A 17,013-nucleotide genomic window follows, 5' to 3' on the forward strand; every position below is an offset into this window, starting at 1 on the left:
CCTTATTGCCCAATTACAACCTTAGGAAAACGAATAATTTTATCTCCTAATTTGTATCCTTTTTCAAGAACATCCACAATTTTACCTTTCATATCATCAGACGGAGCTGGGATTTGAGTAATTGCTTCAGCAAAATCAGCATTAAATGCGTCACCTGCATTTACATCAACAACTTCTAATCCTTTAGAGTTTAATGTGTTTTTCAATTTTTCATGAATTAACTGCACTCCTTTAGTAACCGCTTCGTTTTCCGACTTTGCAATTTCGATAATCGCTCTATCAAAATCATCCAAAACAGGTAGCAAAGCCCCTACTACATCGGCATTAGCTGTTTTAAACAACTCGATACGTTCTTTAGTAGTTCTTCTTTTGTAATTTTCAAATTCAGCAAATAATCTCAAAAATTTATCTTTTTCATTTGCCAAGTCTTTCGTTAACTGTTCTTCAACACTTAATTCTTCTGCAAGAACCTGCTCTTCAGTTGCATTGTTATCCAATGTCACATCCTCTATTTTTTGATCGATTTCTGTATTTTCAGTAGTCATATTACCTTTATTTTTAAAAACATTCTTAAACATATTTTGAACTTTCTTTTGGAAAGCAAAAGTACTGCCAAAACGTTCTAAACGTCAAATTGTCAGTTCTCTTTTTGAAAAACACAAAAACGCCTGCTATTTTTTCATTATTAATTTAAATTTTAATATAATTTTAAGAATTATATCAATACTTTTTTTTATGTTTGTAATCTATTCTTTTTAGTTAAAGAATCTAAGGTTATTTATACACATTATTAATTCACCATACCTTATATCAAAAAAAGCTTTGTTTTCTAAAACAAAGCTTTTTTTATGCGTTATAGTTTTTGATTCTATCTTTTATCGATACGACTAAAGCGATTATTTTTGGACACGAATCAAGCGACTTTTTTTTTAGACACCAATTTCACGGATTTTCACTAATGCTGTTGGCTGTAAAATGAATTACACTAATTAGTTTGAGAATGAAGCGATTTTTTTCGGACACTAATTTCACGAATTTGCACTAGTGCTGTTGTCTGTAAAATGAATTACACTAATTAACCGATATTTTTTGGACACCAATTTCACGAATTCGCACTAATGCTGTTGTCTTTAAAAAGAATTACACGAAGAAAGCGATTATTTTTGGACACAAATTTCACTAATACTGTTCGTCTATAAAATCAATTACACAAATTTCTCTATAGCCTGCGTATTCAATACAACTGCATAAATCAAAATATGACTTTCCCCTTTACGTACTAAAAAAATATATCACGCAGATTTTGCTGATTTTAGCAGATCAGTTAGGTGTAATCTGCAGAAATCAGAAAGATCTGCGTGCCATTTCTAATGTAGACCAAGTAACAGATAGTCAAAATCAAAAAAATTCGTTTTTATTAGCGTTCCATTTTCCAAGTTAGGCACCAATCTACAACTGAAAAATCCGTGTTTATCAGCACTTTGGCGATAGCCAATCCGTTTTACCAGCGTTCCATCTTCCGAGTTAGCTTCTCCCTATATACAAATCCGTTTTATCATCGCTTTGGCGATAGCCAATCCGTTTTATCTGCGTACCCTTATTTAAGTGCCGCTTTCAATTCTTCTAAGTCTAACAAATTCTGCTCTCCAGTTGCCAAGTTTTTAAGTGCATATTTTCCTTGGCTCATTTCATCCTCGGCTGCGATTACTGCAAACGGAATAAAACGTTTGTCGGCATGTTGAAATTGCTTTCCAACTTTTGCGTTATCTGGATACAACTCTACTTTAATTCCCGCAGCTCTCAATTGTTTGATCGCATTCATCGCATAAAAAGACTCTTTTTCACCGTAATTAATAAACAAAGCTTTGGTCGAAACCGTTACCGTTTGTGGAAATAAATTCAGCTCTTCCACCACCAAATAGATGCGGTCTAGGCCAAACGAAATTCCAACGCCGCTCATGTTTTTCAAACCGAAGATACCAGTTAAATCGTCGTAACGACCACCGCCACCAATCGATCCCATGGCTACTCCTTTGGGTGCCGAAACTTCAAAAATAGCTCCTGTATAATAATTCAGTCCACGAGCCAAGGTCACGTCCAAATCCAGTTCTGCCGTAGATAATCCTAGGTTGATTACGTTTTCACAGATAAAACGTAATTCTTCAACACCTTTCATTCCTTCTTGCGAATCGGCTAATAATTGTGCCAGTTGTGCTAATTTTTCGGTAGTCGTACCAGTGAAATTAAACAAAGGTTGCACTTTTGTGATTGCGTCTTCAGAAATACCTTTTTCGATCATTTCTTTCTTTACACCATCCTCGCCTATTTTGTCCAACTTATCCAAGGCAACGGTAAAATCAATCAATTTATCCGAAGCTCCAATTACCTCAGCGATTCCAGACAATATTTTACGGTTGTTGATTTTTACGGTTGCACCTGCCAATCCCAAATCGGTAAAAACAGCGTCGTATAATTGCACCAATTCCACTTCTTGCCAAAGCGATTTGGAACCTACAACATCGGCATCACATTGAAAAAATTCTCTAAAACGCCCTTTTTGTGGACGATCTGCACGCCAAACAGGCTGAATTTGGTATCTTTTAAATGGGAATTCAATTTCGTTTTGGTGTTGTACCACGTAACGAGCGAAAGGAACGGTCAAGTCATAACGCAAGGCTTTTTCAGAAATACTTGCTGTTAATTTTGTACTATCTTTTGCCTCTAAATGTCCCGCATTGGCCTTCGCCAAATAATCTCCCGAATTCAGGATTTTAAAGATCAAGCGGTCGCCTTCTTCTCCGTATTTCCCCATCAGGGTTTCCGAATTTTCGAATGAAGGGGTTTCAATCGGTTGAAAACCAAATTTCTCAAAATTGGTTTTTATAGTTTGTATAATGTATTGTCTTTTTGCCACCTCAGCAGGTGAAAAATCTCTGGTTCCTTTAGGAATACTTGGTTTTGATGCCATTATAATAGTTTAGGATGTTAGATTTTGGTATTTAGTTTTCGAAAAACGAATAATTCAAAACCGAAATTTAAAATCTCTGCAAATATCTTATTTTTAATAGAAATCTGTTTATAAAAACAGAAATTAAATTTGGAGTTTTTTTTGAAACACATAGAATCATAGACTTTTGATTGAACCTAAAAGAAGGCGTTTCACTCTCAGAGGAAACATAGATTTTCTTTAAACCATAATTAGAAATTGAAGAACATTTAAGAGGAACGGATGTGTATTTAAACTAAAAGCCTGGAAAAAATAATTTAGGATTACATTGAGTATTGATTTGTTTTTTTTTGTGGCGCTTAATCCAATCCCGACGCTTCTTGACGCTATAGCCCTCTATCAAAATGCTTTTTTTACTAGGTCGTTACAGGAGCTTCTCCCGAAGCGTCGGGACTCGCTCTGTAACTCCCGCAAAAAATAGCATTTTTCAGTCGGGGCTGCCGCTACTACCTGGGGCATGAACGAGTTGTGTGTAAATTGGTATTTGAGGATATCTTTAGCACAAGAAAATTTCTTAATTTATAAGTTTTCTTTTATATATTTGAAGAAAAAAAACTAACCTTCGCTAACCTAACTTAACATGGGTGTATATACGAAGGTTTGTTTTGCTTAGATATTAGTTCAGTATCACTTTAAATAACAATATTGCTAAAATTAACAGAGTGAAAAATGAGCAAAAAAGCCAACACTTCGACAAAAGCAAAAAAGATGCAAGACTACATACCAGACAGCGCAAAGTTACACCACATTTGCTTTTGTCCCAACTCCACAAACACAACTTTACAAAAATTATTAGCGTTTTGTGGAAAACCGTAATGTGCATAAAAACTTAATAGTTACATTTACCATCTACTAATTTTAAAACTACAGAATATGGAACAAACAGGACTTATTATTGACAAACCCGAGGTGCCAAGAACATTTCATCAACTTGGAATCTTAGTACTAGATGGAAGCGGTTCAATGAATGCAACTGGCAGAGGACAGCTCACTAAAGCGCAAGAAGTTGAAATGGGTGTAAAAGAACTTTTTACACGTTTCGATGGTAGTAGCAAAAAAAGCAATTTTTCTTTTTCATGTATTAAATTCGACACTTCTTCTACTACAACATTACAACCAACACCTTTCCAAGAGATTGATTATTTTAGTGAAAATTTTAATCCATTGGATGGTAAAGGAAGAGGCACACACATTTTTGAGGCACTTAATGAAGCAAAAAAAATGGCGGAAGAGTTTCTTAATAATGCACCCCAAGATGGACTTAGACATAGTGTCGTTATTCTTTTAATGTCAGACGGCTTATGTTTTCAACCCGAAACTACAATTGCCGTAGCCGACAATATTAAATTAAATCCTAGTGTAGTAATTGCATCTGCATATTTTGCTGAATTAGGCAATAGCGATAATGAAGCAACCGAAATAAAAAATTTATTACAAAATGTTTCTACAAATCCTGTTAAATATTACGCTACTGTTTATGATGGAGAAGCATTAAGGAAATTTTTTGAAAGTTCAATAAGTCAATCAGCAGGTATTGGAAAAATCAATTAAAACCAAACAATGAACTCATACATCATTACAAAGTCAATCACGCCAAAAATAAAAAATGAAGACTATATTGAAAGTTTCAAAAATGAGAAACTTGGCATAAAAGGCTTTATTGTTGGCGACGGTATTGGCTCGCATTTCAAACCGAGCGAAGGTTCAGAGTTTTGCGTAAAAACTTTAAAAAGTTATATAGAAAATTGTTCTGCAATAGAAGAGCTTAATCTAACTCATTTTTATACTAAAGTCTATAATGACTTAAAGAATGAATTTACTGATAATGAAAAAGATAACTTGGAAATTGATAAAACTCAATCATACGGAACAACACTTATTTGCGTAATTGAGTTGGAGGAAAAGTTTATAATTTCCTATTTAGGAAATGGTTCAATATGGCACATCAGAGGAAATTTTTATGATTTTAGCCCTCAAAGATATTTGCCTTGGAATGCAATCAACGTTCTTAATCCTCATACAGTTGAAGAAAATGGAAAAGAAGCTTTGTATAAGTTTATTGCACTAGAATGTACTGAAAATCAGCTAAAACCAAGCATTTTAGAAATAAGCAAAGACAATGAGTTATATGGGGATATTATTTTGGCATCAACAGACGGATTATTTAGCAACGACCATAATCCAATTGCAAAAGACCGAGAAGGAAATTTATGGATAAGTGGCGATAAAAAAATTGAGTTGTTATTGAGTACTTTAAAAAAATCATTACAAGATAATTCAATAGAAGAAGTGAACATTAATGCAAATATTGATGAATATTTAAATCAAATTACTGAAAATAAATTGATTGATGATGACACTTCTTTTGGAATTATAATTCCATCTAAATCAACAACCATAACACAAGAATAGTCTTGAAAACCATACAAATATCAACTTCATTAAGCACCAACCTACTGTCTGAATTTCAAAATGTTCAGACAATTGAAATCGAAAATAAACCATTTGCAGAGGGTGCATTCGGCGAAGTTTATGTTTGTTTGAAAGTAAATGGTCAAAAACCATCAGTACCGCAAGTAATTAAATTATTCAAAGAAGATAGTCAGAACAAACAAGACCATAACTATAATACAATAAGGAAATTACAACAAAAAATAGATGTAAAAAATCAACAACTAAAGCAAAATTCAGGTAAAATAATAACTGACAGTTATCCTGCACTAAAAGGATTGCCTCAATTTAGTTTTGAAGGAAATATAAACGGAAAATTATATCGTGGTTTTGCTTCTACCAATCTAAAAAAGATAGGTTTTGAAGAATTTATTGACATTTTAGACAAGTCTTACAAAGAATATCAAAAAATAAGCATCGACAAGAAAATGCTTATTGCTTTTCATTTAGCATCAGGCTTCAAGCTTTTACAAGAAATCTTCTTTATTCACGCCGACTTAAAGCCCGAAGCGATTTTTATTAATACAAAATCAAATGAATGTGCAATCATTGATTTTGATAGTGGAACTATAACGGAAAATAAAGACGACACCCCAAATACTTGGGGTGCACCAAATGATTGGGTTGCACCAGAAATTTGGGAGCAATTAAAACAAATTGGTTCTGGCGGTTTGCAACAAGTAAAAGTAAACTTATTATCGGACCTATGGTCAGTTGCCGTTGGAATTCATTACATTCTTACTACTACTCATCCGTTATTTTATCTTAACGAACTAAGCCCAAGAGTTACTAAAGAATACTTCAAAAAATACAAATGGCCAGAAATAGCAGAAAATGAACCTTTCTTTAATGAAAGAAATAAGACACAATATATACCCGTAAAAAACTGGCTGCAAAACACTTTACCGAATTCTATTTATAAACAACTTTACAATACTGTTAATTACGGCTACTTAAACCCAATACAACGAACCACTTACAATGAATGGGAAAAAGTTTTATCTTCTGTTCAGGTACCGCCAATAATCACACAATTCAAATCTAATTCTAAGCAAATATTACTAGGAAATGAATTGACTTTGGAATGGGAAATACAAAATTCAACTAGCGTTAAAATTGATAACGGTATTGGAATTGTAAAGTCATCGGATGTTATATCCATAAAGCCAAGCAAAAACACTATTTATAAATTAATGGCTAAAAATGCCTTTGATAAAATAGAGCAAACCTTAGAAATAGAAGTTTTACCACCTCCAAAGATTGTAGAATTCAAAAGCAAGCATCAAAAAATAGGCTATGGAAACACTACACAATTGGTATGGAATATCGAAAATGCTCAAAATGTAGAATTAAATATAGGTGGCAAAACAGAGATTTTGACAAATAAAGATGAAAGAAATATAAACCCAACAGAGCATACAAAATATGTTCTAATTATTACCGCTTTAGATGGTATCACTAAAACTGAAAAAGAAGTTACCGTTAAGGTTTTCAAAAAAATTGAAATAAAGAGTTTTACTTCAGATTTTATATTTGTTGTCCAATCCATCCCAATAACTCTGACTTGGGAGGTAGAAAATGCTAGCAAAATTATTATTGAAGATGATTTTGGCAAACAAAGAGATGTTTCCAATAGTTCAAATTTAATTGAACATATAAAAAAAGATTGTACATATAGAATTCGATGTTCGAACGATTTATTTAATGCTGTATCTGAAAAAATTTCAATCAATCTTGTACAAAACAAATATGAATTAGATCTTAACGGGCTCGTACCACGATTTGACCAAATTCTTCCAGATATTGGGAAAGCAATAAACCTAGACCGCGATTTTATACCATCACTCGACTACGAAAAAGTATTAAACATTCAAACTATTGACTGTAATCTAAGCATAGATTTAAGCAACGGAGAAATAGAAACGAAGATTGCTAAAAAAATAACGAAACCAAAAATCATTAAAATAATTGTAGAGAAATTAAAATCCTATATACAAACATCCTAACTATGAGAGATTTTTTTATTTGGTGCAGTGGAGCAAGTGTAGAAATTGTAAAAAAATGCGATGACAAAGAAATTAGTAAATATGCCAATATCGGTATCGTCGTTTTTTGTGTAGCCTTTCTATCAATCTTTTCAGCAACTTACTTTTTATCATTTGCCTTCAATACCGAAGGTACTAATTTTGTATGGCTATATTTACCAATTGGCATCATTTGGGCTTTTATAATTTTGTCGTTAGACAGGGCAATTGTTTCAACAATCAGTAAAAATGACAGTTTTAATATTCAAATTTTAAAATCAATTCCTAGAGTTGCTTTAGCATTAATGATTGGAATTGTTGTAGCTACTCCACTTGAGTTCAAGATATTCGAAAAAGAAGTCAATAACGTTATAATTAGCAAAGTTGAAAAAATTGTCAAAAAAGATTTTGAAAAAGATTTCCAAGGAAAACTAAAACTTTGGGAAACTAAAGTAAACGATGAGGAAAAATCGTATTCTGAAGATAAGAGAACCTATGAAGATGAAATTACAGGTAAAAAATCAGGGATTCCAGGTAAAGGCAAACGTGCAGATGAATATATGCGGAACGAACTTAATAGTTTATCTAAACTAAATATAGCAAAAGATAGTCTAACACAAATACGTCAAACAATAGTTGAGGCAGACCAAAATATTTCTTGGCCAGATGAGATAGATAAATATAAATCAAAAAATATAGGCGTTATTGAAAGAGTAAATGTATTATATTCTTTAGGCGGAACACATTTAGCTATTACTATTTTATTTATTTTGATAGAATTACTTCCCTTGCTTACAAAGCTATTGAGCAATAGAGGTGGCTATGATGAATTAATTATTTCAGAGGAGAGAAACAAGCTGCATCAGGCAGATGTTAATCAGCTTAAAGAAAGTGAACTAAAAGAAGAAATATTATCTTTAGAAAACAAAAAACATACTCAAAAAGCCAAACTTAGAGTTCAAATCGAACAAAACTTACAAAAAGAAATTTTGACAGAGTTGTCAAAAGCTCAAAATGAGATTGCTTTAAAGCGTGTAGAAGAATTTAGACAGAAAAATCTAAATAATTTGAACTTACCGACAATTCAACAACCTGTGAACAAAGAAAAATTAGAAGACAAGTTCTGGTTACAAATAGGCACAACAGATAAAATTGAATATTTTTTTAGAAATGGAAAATTAAGGGATAATGAATTACTTTATAGCAAAGATGGTACAGTCAGTAAAGGATTATGGAACTTTAATCAAACAAAGACCGAATTATCTATCGAACTAGAAAATAATAAAACTGATTTTGAAATAGTTGAAATACTAACAAACAAATTGAAATTAAAAGATAAAGACCGAAATGATTTTTTAGAGTTTGAAAAGGCATGACAATTGACAACTCATTTGTTTTTTTTTCTGCCAGCGCGTAATACTTTTAAAAATTCAAAAAATCTTTTAAGTCAACACCCTGCTACCGCGCGAATCCTTTCGTGTAGTTCGTAGAAACAAAAATTTACTGATACCGAAAAACGTACTTCGCCCCAAGTTTGGAAGAAGCGTGATTAAGTAACGTGAAATTAAGATAACAAAATTAGATCATGTTTATTAGCGAGACGTTCGAGCAACCTATTAAATAAGCAATCACAAAAAAAATTGGGCGGAAACCGAAAAGCCAACGAGTAGGTGAATAATAAAAAAAGAACATATGTTATTAGCAATTTTAATTCCTTGGTTATCATTTTTTATAAATGGTAAAATCATTCGTGGCATCGTTTGCCTTATTTTACAAATTACAATAATTGGTTGGATTCCTGCGGCAATATGGGCGCTTAGTTCAAGAAATAGTAGTAAAATGGACAAAAAATTAAAGCAAATGGAAAAGAAAATAATCGCTTCCAATATTTCAAACTCTAAAGGCTAAAAACTGGATGGACATCAACTAGCAAAGAAATCATAATTGGTAGTTTTAGTTTCAATAGTTTCTTCGCTGGCAACAGCGTTATCTTTTTTTAATTTTGAATTAATCCATCAGAGAAAGGAATACTTCCCCTGCTACCGCACGAATCCTTTCGTGTGCTCCGTGAATGGAAAGGTGGATTCAATTAACAAATGCAACCTTATGCACATTGTTTAAGTTTTTGCTCAAAAATTTCATTTGGACTTTTAAAACCAAATCTTTTTCTGGGTCTGTTATTTAATTTATTTGTTACTCTTAAAACCTCTTCTTCTGTTATTAAATCAAAGTTATATTTTTTTGGAAAATATTGTCTTACTAAACCATTTAAATTTTCATTAGCACCTCTTTCCCAACTACAATATGGGTTGGCAAAGAAGTATGAGATTTCTAATATTTCAGATACTTTTTTATGGTTAGCGAACTCTTTCCCATTATCAGATGTAATGGTGTGCAAAATGGGCTTCCAATCCATTAATAATTCAATTAATTTCTCCTGAATTTCTTGTGATTCCTTACTGTTTATTTTAGCCATTTTAAGCACACCTGATGCTCTGTCATTTATTGTTAACAAAGCTCCTTTGTGATTTTTACCTATTACCAAATCAATTTCTAAATCCCCAATTCTTTGCTTTTCTTCTACAACCAACGGCCTGTTTTCAATACCAACTCTATCTTTAATAATACCTCTTGAGCCTTTTAAAGCCCCTCTTTTAGCATATCGCTTTCCTTTTGTGCGTAGGTGCTTATAATGTTGTCCGCCTTTCTTTTTGTCGCTCCAAATGAATTGATAAATTGTTTCAATCGAAACACATTCAAAGTTTTTATCACTGCAATATCCTACTATTTGTTCAGGACTGAAATCTTCTTCTAAAAGATGAATAACACGTGCTTTTATCTGTTCAGTAAAGCGTATTTTCTTAGCTTTTTCATGCTGTCGAATACTGGCCTTACTTTGGGCTAATTTAGCTTTATAAACATTATTTCTTTGATCGGAATTTCTGGATAGCTCTCTTGAAATTACAGATTTATCTCTACCTATAAACCCTCCAATTTTACTCATTGAAAATCCTTGTGAACGAAGTGTAGCAATTTCGTATCTTTGTTCAATCGTTAAATGTGACATCTTTTTTTTGTGCTTAGTAACCCAAAAATAAGAGAAATTTTTTTCGTAGCCTACTGATAAGTCTTGAAGATCTAGATCTTCAAGACTTATCAGTAGGCTTTATTTAAACAAATAAGGAGTGTTGCATTTATCACTTGAATCTAAGAAATAAAAACTTTCTAAAATCAAAAAACATCCTTTCCTTCTTAGCCCAGATAGCAGTGGAAATGATGCACGAAAAAACACTATTATTTTCTTGACCCAAAGAGCAGTCCCGACACTTCGGGAGAAGCTCCTTTGGGACAATGAAAATAAAGTGTTTTGAGAAATCATTGAAACGAATAGCTGGATTAGCTTCAAATAAAAAAAGACTATTTCTTGATATTGTGGCAAAATGTGTAATTTAGTAGCAAAATTACTAGGATGTTTAATTTGTTTAAGGAAAATATACAAATTGCGCTCGGATCGATTCGGACGCAGATTTTGAGAACGGTCTTGACGGTGATTATTATCGCGATCGGAATTACGGCTTTGGTTGGGATTTTGACGGTGGTTTCGGCCCTTGAGAACACGATTTCGACTGACTTTTCGTCGATGGGTGCCAATACTTTTTCGATTAAACAATATGAAAACGAACTCCGCAACCGCCGTGGGGAAACCAGGAAAATTATTAATCCTGTGATTTCGTACCCTGATGCGGTGGCTTTCAAAAATAAATTTCATTTTTCGCTGACCGAAACCTCTTTGTCTTTTAAGGCTACAAGTACTGCCGAAGTGAAATTTGAAACTGAAAAAACAGATCCCGAGATTGCAATTATGGGCGTTGACGAATATTTCTTGATCAACTCTGGCCTTGAGACAAGTTTGGGTCGCAATTTTACTAATTTTGATATTAGCAATAATACGTATTCCTGTATTGTAGGATCTGATTTTGAAAAGGGACTATTGAAGGACGTTAACCCAATTGGAAAAACGATTTCGATTCGTGGTGCGCGTTTCAAGGTAGTCGGCGTCCTGAAAGAAAAAGGTGCTACGTTTGGGAACAACCAAGATTTACGTGTTTTGATTCCGATTCAGTTGGCACGCTCCCTTTTTACAGCTCCAAATATCAATTATACTGTGAGTATTTTGACGCAAAAAAATGAGTTTTTGAATCAAGCCATTGACCACGCTATTAGCACGATGCGCAACATACGCGGGCTCAGTCCTGTGAAGGAAAACAATTTCGGAATTGTACGCTCGGATGATTTGATTAATAAAATCTTAGGTATCACTAAGTATCTCGGACTTGCTTCTTGGGGTATTGGTGTGATTACAATTCTAGGTTCGTCGATTGCATTGATGAATATTATGATTGTTTCGGTGACGGAGCGTACCCGCGAGATAGGTGTACGTAAGGCGCTTGGTGCAAAGAAATCTACTGTTGCTATTCAGTTTTTTATTGAAACTTTACTTATTGGTCAGTTTGGTGGTATAATCGGGATTATTTTGGGTATTTTGATTGGTTTTGGTATCGCAACGGCCATGAAATTTGATTTTGTGATTCCGTGGTTGGCTATCTTTGCGGCTTTTATGACTAGTTTTATTGTGGCTATTATTTCGGGATTGTATCCTGCTATTAAGGCAGCTACGTTGGATCCTATTGAGGCTTTGCGTTACGAGTAAGTTTTTATTAACGCATAGGGTTTATAGGTTTTTCTTTGAACTTAGTTTAGGCGTTTTACTCTCATAGCGAGCATAGATTGGTATCTAGTGAAATACGCTGAGTTTTTTTTTAACACGTAGAATCATAGGACTTTCTTTGAACTTAGAGTAGGCGTTTTACTTGCATAGCCAACATAGAGTGCAATCTAGTGAAATGCGCTGAGTTTTTTTTTAAACACATAGATTCATAGGACTTTCTTTGAGGTTAGTTTAGGCGTCTTACTTGCATAGCGAACATAGAGTGCAATCTAGTGAAATGCGCTGAATCTTTTTTTTAACACATAGAATCATAGGACTTTCTTTGAGCTTAGTTTAGCCGTTTTACTCCCATAGGAAATATAGAATAAAATCTGTGAAAATCTGTGGAATCTGTGTTTAACTTCTTTTTGAAACACGTAGATTCATAGGTTTTACTTTGAGCTTAGTTTAGGCGTTTCACTTGCATAGCGAACATAGAGTGGTATCTAGTGAAATGCGCTGAGTTTTTTTTTAAACACATAGATTCATAGGAGTTTCTTTGAACTTAGTTTAGGCGTTTTACTCTCATAGAGAGCATAGAATAAAATCTGTGAAAATCTGGGGAATCTGTGTTTAACTTACAGAAGGAACTTAGAATAAAATCTGTGGAAATCTGTGAAATCTGTGTTTAACTTTTTTTTTGTCTTGGTTTGTTTTTTTTCTTGGGATAGAATTATTTAGATTTCGCCGTACATCATTCGGTCGTTGCCGTAAATGTCTTTTTTTAATGCTATGTTTTTGAAATTGTATTTTTGAAGTAATTCAGTCATTTCCTTGCCTAGGTATTGATTGATTTCGAAAAACAATTTCCCGTTTGGGTTTAGATTTTTGGTGGCGAGTTGTGCTATTTTCGAATAAAAAATCAATGCATCATTATCTGCTACAAAAAGGGCTAAATGTGGCTCGTTTTCTAAAACGTTATTTTTGATTTCGGCTTTTTCGAGATTTCGAACATAGGGGGGATTCGAAACTATAATGTCAAATTGCTGTTCTAAGTCAAGAGTTTCTAGAATGTTTTTTTCTAAAAAAGTGACCGATACAGCATTATTTTCGGCGTTTTTTCGGGCAGTTGCCAAAGCTTTAATAGACACATCGATAGCAAAAACCTCTGCATTTGGAATATTTTTGGCCAAAGCAATCGCAATGCAACCACTCCCCGTCCCAATATCCAAAATTTTGATTTTTGCTGGTTCAGTCTGCTCGGTGTCCTTTTTAATTGGCAACTTTTGACTCTGAACAATCCAATCCACCAACTCTTCGGTTTCAGGACGCGGAATCAATACATTCTCGTTCACCATAAATTCCAGTCCAAAAAAACTAGTGCAACCTAGCAAATATTGAATCGGTTTTTGCTCTTCCAACTCTCCTTCAATTTGACTCCAAACGGCTAATTCTTCTTCAGAAAATGTCAGATCAGGTTGCATAGCCAAATCAACACGCTGCAACTGACGTTTGTTTTCTAAAATTAAATAAAAAAAACTCTCCGCTTCGTCTTCGCCATAAAGCGGTGCTAGTTTTGAAATGAATTGCGAGCGATACTGTCTAATGTTCATGGTGTGATTGATATTCGAAAATGATAAATCTAAAAGCCTACAAAAGTAACAATAGTTCACCGCAAATTGTGTTTTAATCTTTAAAACTACAATTCAAAACCTTATTTTTGTACTATGAACACCAACGAAAAATACATACAACGCTGCATAGACCTGGCAAAAAACGGCTTAGGAACGACTTATCCCAACCCCATGGTGGGCTGCGTGATTGTGCACAAGAACCGCATTATTGGTGAGGGTTGGCACAAAAAAGCTGGCGAAGGTCATGCCGAGGTCAATGCTGTGAACGCTGTCATTGATAAAGCACTATTGACCGAAGCAACGATATATGTGAGCTTGGAGCCATGTAGTCATTTCGGTAAAACGCCCCCTTGCTGTGATTTGATAATAGCTCATAAGATTCCGAACGTAGTTGTTGGAACGGTCGATCCCAATAGTCAAGTCGCCGGCAGCGGTATCAAGAGATTGATCGAAGCAGGTATAAATGTGACTGTTGGCGTTCTTGAGGACGAATGTAACGAACTCAACAAACGATTTTTTACTTTTCATCAAAAGAAAAGACCGTACATTATGCTCAAATGGGCAGAAACACAAGACGGTTTTATTGCACCCGCAACACGTAAGGAACAAAAACCGGTATGGATCACTGGTACAGCTGCGCGACAGCTTGTACACAAGTGGCGTAGCGATGAGCAAGCAATCATGGTTGGCACGCAAACAGCCATTGATGACAACCCAAAATTGGATGTAAGAGACTGGACAGGACACGCTCCTACACGAGTTGTTTTGGATCGACACAACCGCATTCCATCTTCACAAAACCTATTTGATGGTAGCGTTAAAACTATTGTAATTTGCGAATCTACGACTCAAAAAAGCACAGAAAATTGTATCTTTGAGAGTATTGACTTCGAAAAAGAAATTCCGAATCAAATCATCGCGGTTTTATACAAACATCAGATTCAGTCGCTACTTATCGAAGGCGGACGCCAGTTATTGCAAACCTTTATCGATAGTGGACTCTGGGATGAAGCCCTTGTTTTTACCGGCACACCATACTTTACAAGCGGCATACCCGCACCTATACTAACCCATCATTCGGTTGTGGATCAAAAAATGATTGGTCCTGACGAATTAAAAAAATATAAATATCATGATTGAAGCAATTGTATTTGATTTTGGTGACGTATTCATCAACCTCGATAAACCAGCCACATTTGACGGATTAAAAAAATTGGGCGCTACAGAATGGAACCATGACTTGGATCAACTGAACCAGCAATTTGAGATGGGAAAAATTTCTGAAGATGATTTTTTATCCGGTATTCAAAAACACTGCAACAACGCAACTATCCCAGAAATCAAAAAAACGTGGAATGCTATTTTGGCAGACTTCCCACTTTACCGCTTGGAGTTTTTGCAAATGCTGTCTCAAAAATACCGATTATTTTTATTGAGTAACACCGATGCGATCCATATCGCACGTTTCCAAAAGAAAGTTGGTGAAACGTTTTACAATGATTTCTACCACTGTTTTGAACACGTTTACTTTTCGTTTGAGGTAGGCATGCGCAAACCGAATATCGAAATCTATGAGCACGTACTCAACAACCATAGTCTCGAAGCAAACAAAACATTGTTTGTTGATGATAAACTTGAAAATACCGAAGCCGCAAAATCAATCGGAATGCACGTGTGGAATTTGCAAGTGGGTAAAGAAGATGTGGTAGACCTTTTCGAAAAAAATATTTTGTAGCTACTACTTTTTAGGATATAATGCAGCGAATTGGGACACGGATGAAACTGATTCGCTAAAGCGAAAGCGCAGATAAAAACTGATTTTTTCTTTTTTTTTATTTTACTCCTCCCAATAATAACCTCAACGTTATTTCTTCAGTCAAATTAAAAACAAACACTATTTTTGCAAATCAACTGTTTGCACCTTAAAAAAAACGAATTGAACATTAACGATACTTACAAAACGATTGCAGCACCAACAGAGGAAACTTTGTTTAAAGAAAAAAGTAGCAAGTTTTTTGGATATGCTTTTCCGATGGAGAATGAGGAGGAAGTAAAACCTATAATTGAAGGCATACGAAAAATTCATTCCGCAGCGCGTCATATTTGCTATGCGTACCAAATCGGGACCGAAACTGTTCAATACAGAGCCAACGATGATGGAGAGCCTAGCAATACAGCAGGCGCTCCCATATACGGCCAGATTCAGTCGTTTGGACTCACCAACGTTATCGTTATTGTTGTGAGATACTTTGGCGGTGTCAAATTAGGCGTTGGTGGTTTGATCTCTGCTTACAAAACATCTGCTCAACTGACACTTGAATCTGCTGATGTAATCGAAAAAACAATTGACGTACACTATATCCTCTCCTTCGATTACCAAAACATGAACAAAGCCATGCGTGTGATTAAAGAAAAAAAATTAGAAATTGTAACTCAAGAAATGGAAATGGATCCCGATACAACTCTACCCATCGGTAAAATTGAAATCAAAACTAGAAAAAAAAATGCCGAAATAATTTTCGACACTTTTTTAAATTTATATGAAATTGACATAAAAATCAAGGAATAATTAGAATAGTATTAGTATCATTTCGAGATCGATGCCAAACACTCTTTTATATAGTCCGGTGGTACCGTTGGACGACCCGTTTTCATGTTCACAAAAACCAAAACTGAACTCCCAATTGTTAACAACTCCTTTGCTTCGTTATGAATTTCATATTCGAATTCGATTTTTACAGACGTCTGACTTTTAAAGACAGTTTTAATCGTTAAAAGGTCATCGTATCGTGCCGGCTTTTTAAAATTAGTAGTTAATGATACCACTGGTAGCATCACCCCTTCCTCCTCCATCTTTTTATACGAAACCCCCATTTTCCTTAGCCATTCCACGCGTCCCATCTCAAAATACTGCGCGTAGTTACCATGATAAACCACACCCATTTGGTCGGTTTCTGAATATCTAACCCTAACTTCAAACTCAAATTCTTTCATTATTTTTTGATATAATATTTATTAAAAACGGCTCACTTTTTGATTACTTACAACAATATTTCGGGATATTCAACCCCCATAAATTTTTTTTTACAGAAAATTGTTCACATATTTGTTGTCCCAAAATAACGGTAAAAAACCATTACTTTTCCACGAAGTAATTATACACAAAATAAAATAATTTAGATAGAATTT

At 34.3% G+C, this 17,013-nt stretch carries 14 protein-coding genes; 9 read left to right on the plus strand and 5 right to left on the minus strand.

The genetic code is table 11. The features are described 5' to 3' along the window. Positions 1–2: 2 nt before the first annotated feature. Together FFWV33_RS19190 and hisS are read right to left on the minus strand one after the other, a co-directional pair. Positions 3–578: a nucleotide exchange factor GrpE gene (locus FFWV33_RS19190; protein WP_108742394.1), complete on the minus strand. Its 576-nt coding sequence runs from the start codon at positions 576–578 to the stop codon at positions 3–5. A 1,019-nt stretch (positions 579–1,597) separates the two neighbouring features. Further along, a complete protein-coding gene (hisS, locus tag FFWV33_RS19195) occupies positions 1,598–2,968 on the minus strand; it encodes a histidine--tRNA ligase (protein WP_108742395.1) in 1,371 nt (456 codons plus the stop codon). Between the two features lie 912 nt (positions 2,969–3,880). On the opposite strand from hisS, the gene FFWV33_RS19200 reads away from it, so the two are divergent. From FFWV33_RS19200 to FFWV33_RS19220, 5 genes are all read left to right on the plus strand, one after another. After that, a complete protein-coding gene (locus tag FFWV33_RS19200) occupies positions 3,881–4,558 on the plus strand; it encodes a vWA domain-containing protein (protein WP_108742396.1) in 678 nt (225 codons plus the stop codon). A gap of 9 nt (positions 4,559–4,567) precedes the next feature. Beyond that, on the plus strand, positions 4,568–5,419 hold the full coding sequence (locus FFWV33_RS19205) for a protein phosphatase 2C domain-containing protein (protein ID WP_108742397.1): 852 nt from the start codon (positions 4,568–4,570) through the stop codon (positions 5,417–5,419). Positions 5,420–5,421: 2 nt separating this feature from the next. Further along, the gene (locus FFWV33_RS19210) at positions 5,422–7,464 is read left to right on the plus strand and encodes a protein kinase domain-containing protein (RefSeq protein WP_159086086.1); all 2,043 of its coding nucleotides are present in this window, start codon (positions 5,422–5,424) and stop codon (positions 7,462–7,464) included. Positions 7,465–7,466: 2 nt separating this feature from the next. After that, a complete protein-coding gene (locus FFWV33_RS19215) occupies positions 7,467–8,858 on the plus strand; it encodes a DUF4407 domain-containing protein (RefSeq protein ID WP_108742399.1) in 1,392 nt (463 codons plus the stop codon). 316 nt (positions 8,859–9,174) lie between these two features. Then, the gene (locus tag FFWV33_RS19220) at positions 9,175–9,390 is read left to right on the plus strand and encodes a YqaE/Pmp3 family membrane protein (RefSeq protein ID WP_108742400.1); all 216 of its coding nucleotides are present in this window, start codon (positions 9,175–9,177) and stop codon (positions 9,388–9,390) included. A gap of 196 nt (positions 9,391–9,586) precedes the next feature. Here the strand turns inward: FFWV33_RS19220 and FFWV33_RS19225 are convergent, their stop codons facing one another. Further along, on the minus strand, positions 9,587–10,549 hold the full coding sequence (locus FFWV33_RS19225) for an IS30 family transposase (protein WP_108739654.1): 963 nt from the start codon (positions 10,547–10,549) through the stop codon (positions 9,587–9,589). A 402-nt stretch (positions 10,550–10,951) separates the two neighbouring features. Here FFWV33_RS19225 and FFWV33_RS19230 point away from each other — a divergent pair, with 402 nt between their 5' ends. Then, positions 10,952–12,193, plus strand: coding sequence for an ABC transporter permease (locus tag FFWV33_RS19230; RefSeq protein ID WP_108742401.1), 1,242 nt, complete (start codon positions 10,952–10,954; stop codon positions 12,191–12,193). Between the two features lie 734 nt (positions 12,194–12,927). Here the strand turns inward: FFWV33_RS19230 and prmC are convergent. Then, complete coding sequence (prmC, locus tag FFWV33_RS19235) at positions 12,928–13,803, minus strand: peptide chain release factor N(5)-glutamine methyltransferase (protein WP_108742402.1); 876 nt, start codon at positions 13,801–13,803, stop codon at positions 12,928–12,930. A gap of 114 nt (positions 13,804–13,917) precedes the next feature. Between prmC and ribD the strand changes: the two genes are divergently transcribed. The 3 genes from ribD (at position 13,918) to FFWV33_RS19250 (ending at position 16,393) form a co-directional block, all read left to right on the plus strand. Then, positions 13,918–14,964, plus strand: coding sequence for a bifunctional diaminohydroxyphosphoribosylaminopyrimidine deaminase/5-amino-6-(5-phosphoribosylamino)uracil reductase RibD (ribD, locus tag FFWV33_RS19240; protein WP_108742403.1), 1,047 nt, complete (start codon positions 13,918–13,920; stop codon positions 14,962–14,964). Continuing rightward, the gene (locus FFWV33_RS19245; protein ID WP_108742404.1) at positions 14,957–15,559 is read left to right on the plus strand and encodes an HAD family hydrolase; all 603 of its coding nucleotides are present in this window, start codon (positions 14,957–14,959) and stop codon (positions 15,557–15,559) included. The genes ribD and FFWV33_RS19245 overlap by 8 nt, the downstream gene beginning before the upstream one ends. Before the next feature lie 201 nt (positions 15,560–15,760). After that, entirely contained in the window at positions 15,761–16,393 is a 633-nt protein-coding gene (locus FFWV33_RS19250) for an IMPACT family protein (RefSeq protein ID WP_108742623.1), read from the plus strand. A gap of 17 nt (positions 16,394–16,410) precedes the next feature. Here the strand turns inward: FFWV33_RS19250 and FFWV33_RS19255 are convergent, their stop codons facing one another. Next, the gene (locus tag FFWV33_RS19255) at positions 16,411–16,818 is read right to left on the minus strand and encodes an acyl-CoA thioesterase (RefSeq protein WP_108742405.1); all 408 of its coding nucleotides are present in this window, start codon (positions 16,816–16,818) and stop codon (positions 16,411–16,413) included. Positions 16,819–17,013 lie beyond the last annotated feature (195 nt).

The organism is Flavobacterium faecale, from assembly GCF_003076455.1.
Classification (GTDB): domain Bacteria; phylum Bacteroidota; class Bacteroidia; order Flavobacteriales; family Flavobacteriaceae; genus Flavobacterium; species Flavobacterium faecale.

Excerpts from the sequence above, each read along its gene's own strand:
- FFWV33_RS19190 (WP_108742394.1), bottom strand. The coding sequence starts at position 578 with ATGTTTAAGAATGTTTTTAAAAATAAAGGTAATATGACTACTGAAAAT.
- hisS (WP_108742395.1), bottom strand. The coding sequence starts at position 2,968 with ATGGCATCAAAACCAAGTATTCCTAAAGGAACCAGAGATTTTTCACCT.
- FFWV33_RS19200 (WP_108742396.1), top strand. The coding sequence starts at position 3,881 with ATGGAACAAACAGGACTTATTATTGACAAACCCGAGGTGCCAAGAACA.
- FFWV33_RS19205 (WP_108742397.1), top strand. The coding sequence starts at position 4,568 with ATGAACTCATACATCATTACAAAGTCAATCACGCCAAAAATAAAAAAT.
- FFWV33_RS19215 (WP_108742399.1), top strand. The coding sequence starts at position 7,467 with ATGAGAGATTTTTTTATTTGGTGCAGTGGAGCAAGTGTAGAAATTGTA.
- FFWV33_RS19220 (WP_108742400.1), top strand. The coding sequence starts at position 9,175 with ATGTTATTAGCAATTTTAATTCCTTGGTTATCATTTTTTATAAATGGT.
- FFWV33_RS19225 (WP_108739654.1), bottom strand. The coding sequence starts at position 10,549 with ATGTCACATTTAACGATTGAACAAAGATACGAAATTGCTACACTTCGT.
- FFWV33_RS19230 (WP_108742401.1), top strand. The coding sequence starts at position 10,952 with ATGTTTAATTTGTTTAAGGAAAATATACAAATTGCGCTCGGATCGATT.
- prmC (WP_108742402.1), bottom strand. The coding sequence starts at position 13,803 with ATGAACATTAGACAGTATCGCTCGCAATTCATTTCAAAACTAGCACCG.
- ribD (WP_108742403.1), top strand. The coding sequence starts at position 13,918 with ATGAACACCAACGAAAAATACATACAACGCTGCATAGACCTGGCAAAA.
- FFWV33_RS19245 (WP_108742404.1), top strand. The coding sequence starts at position 14,957 with ATGATTGAAGCAATTGTATTTGATTTTGGTGACGTATTCATCAACCTC.
- FFWV33_RS19255 (WP_108742405.1), bottom strand. The coding sequence starts at position 16,818 with ATGAAAGAATTTGAGTTTGAAGTTAGGGTTAGATATTCAGAAACCGAC.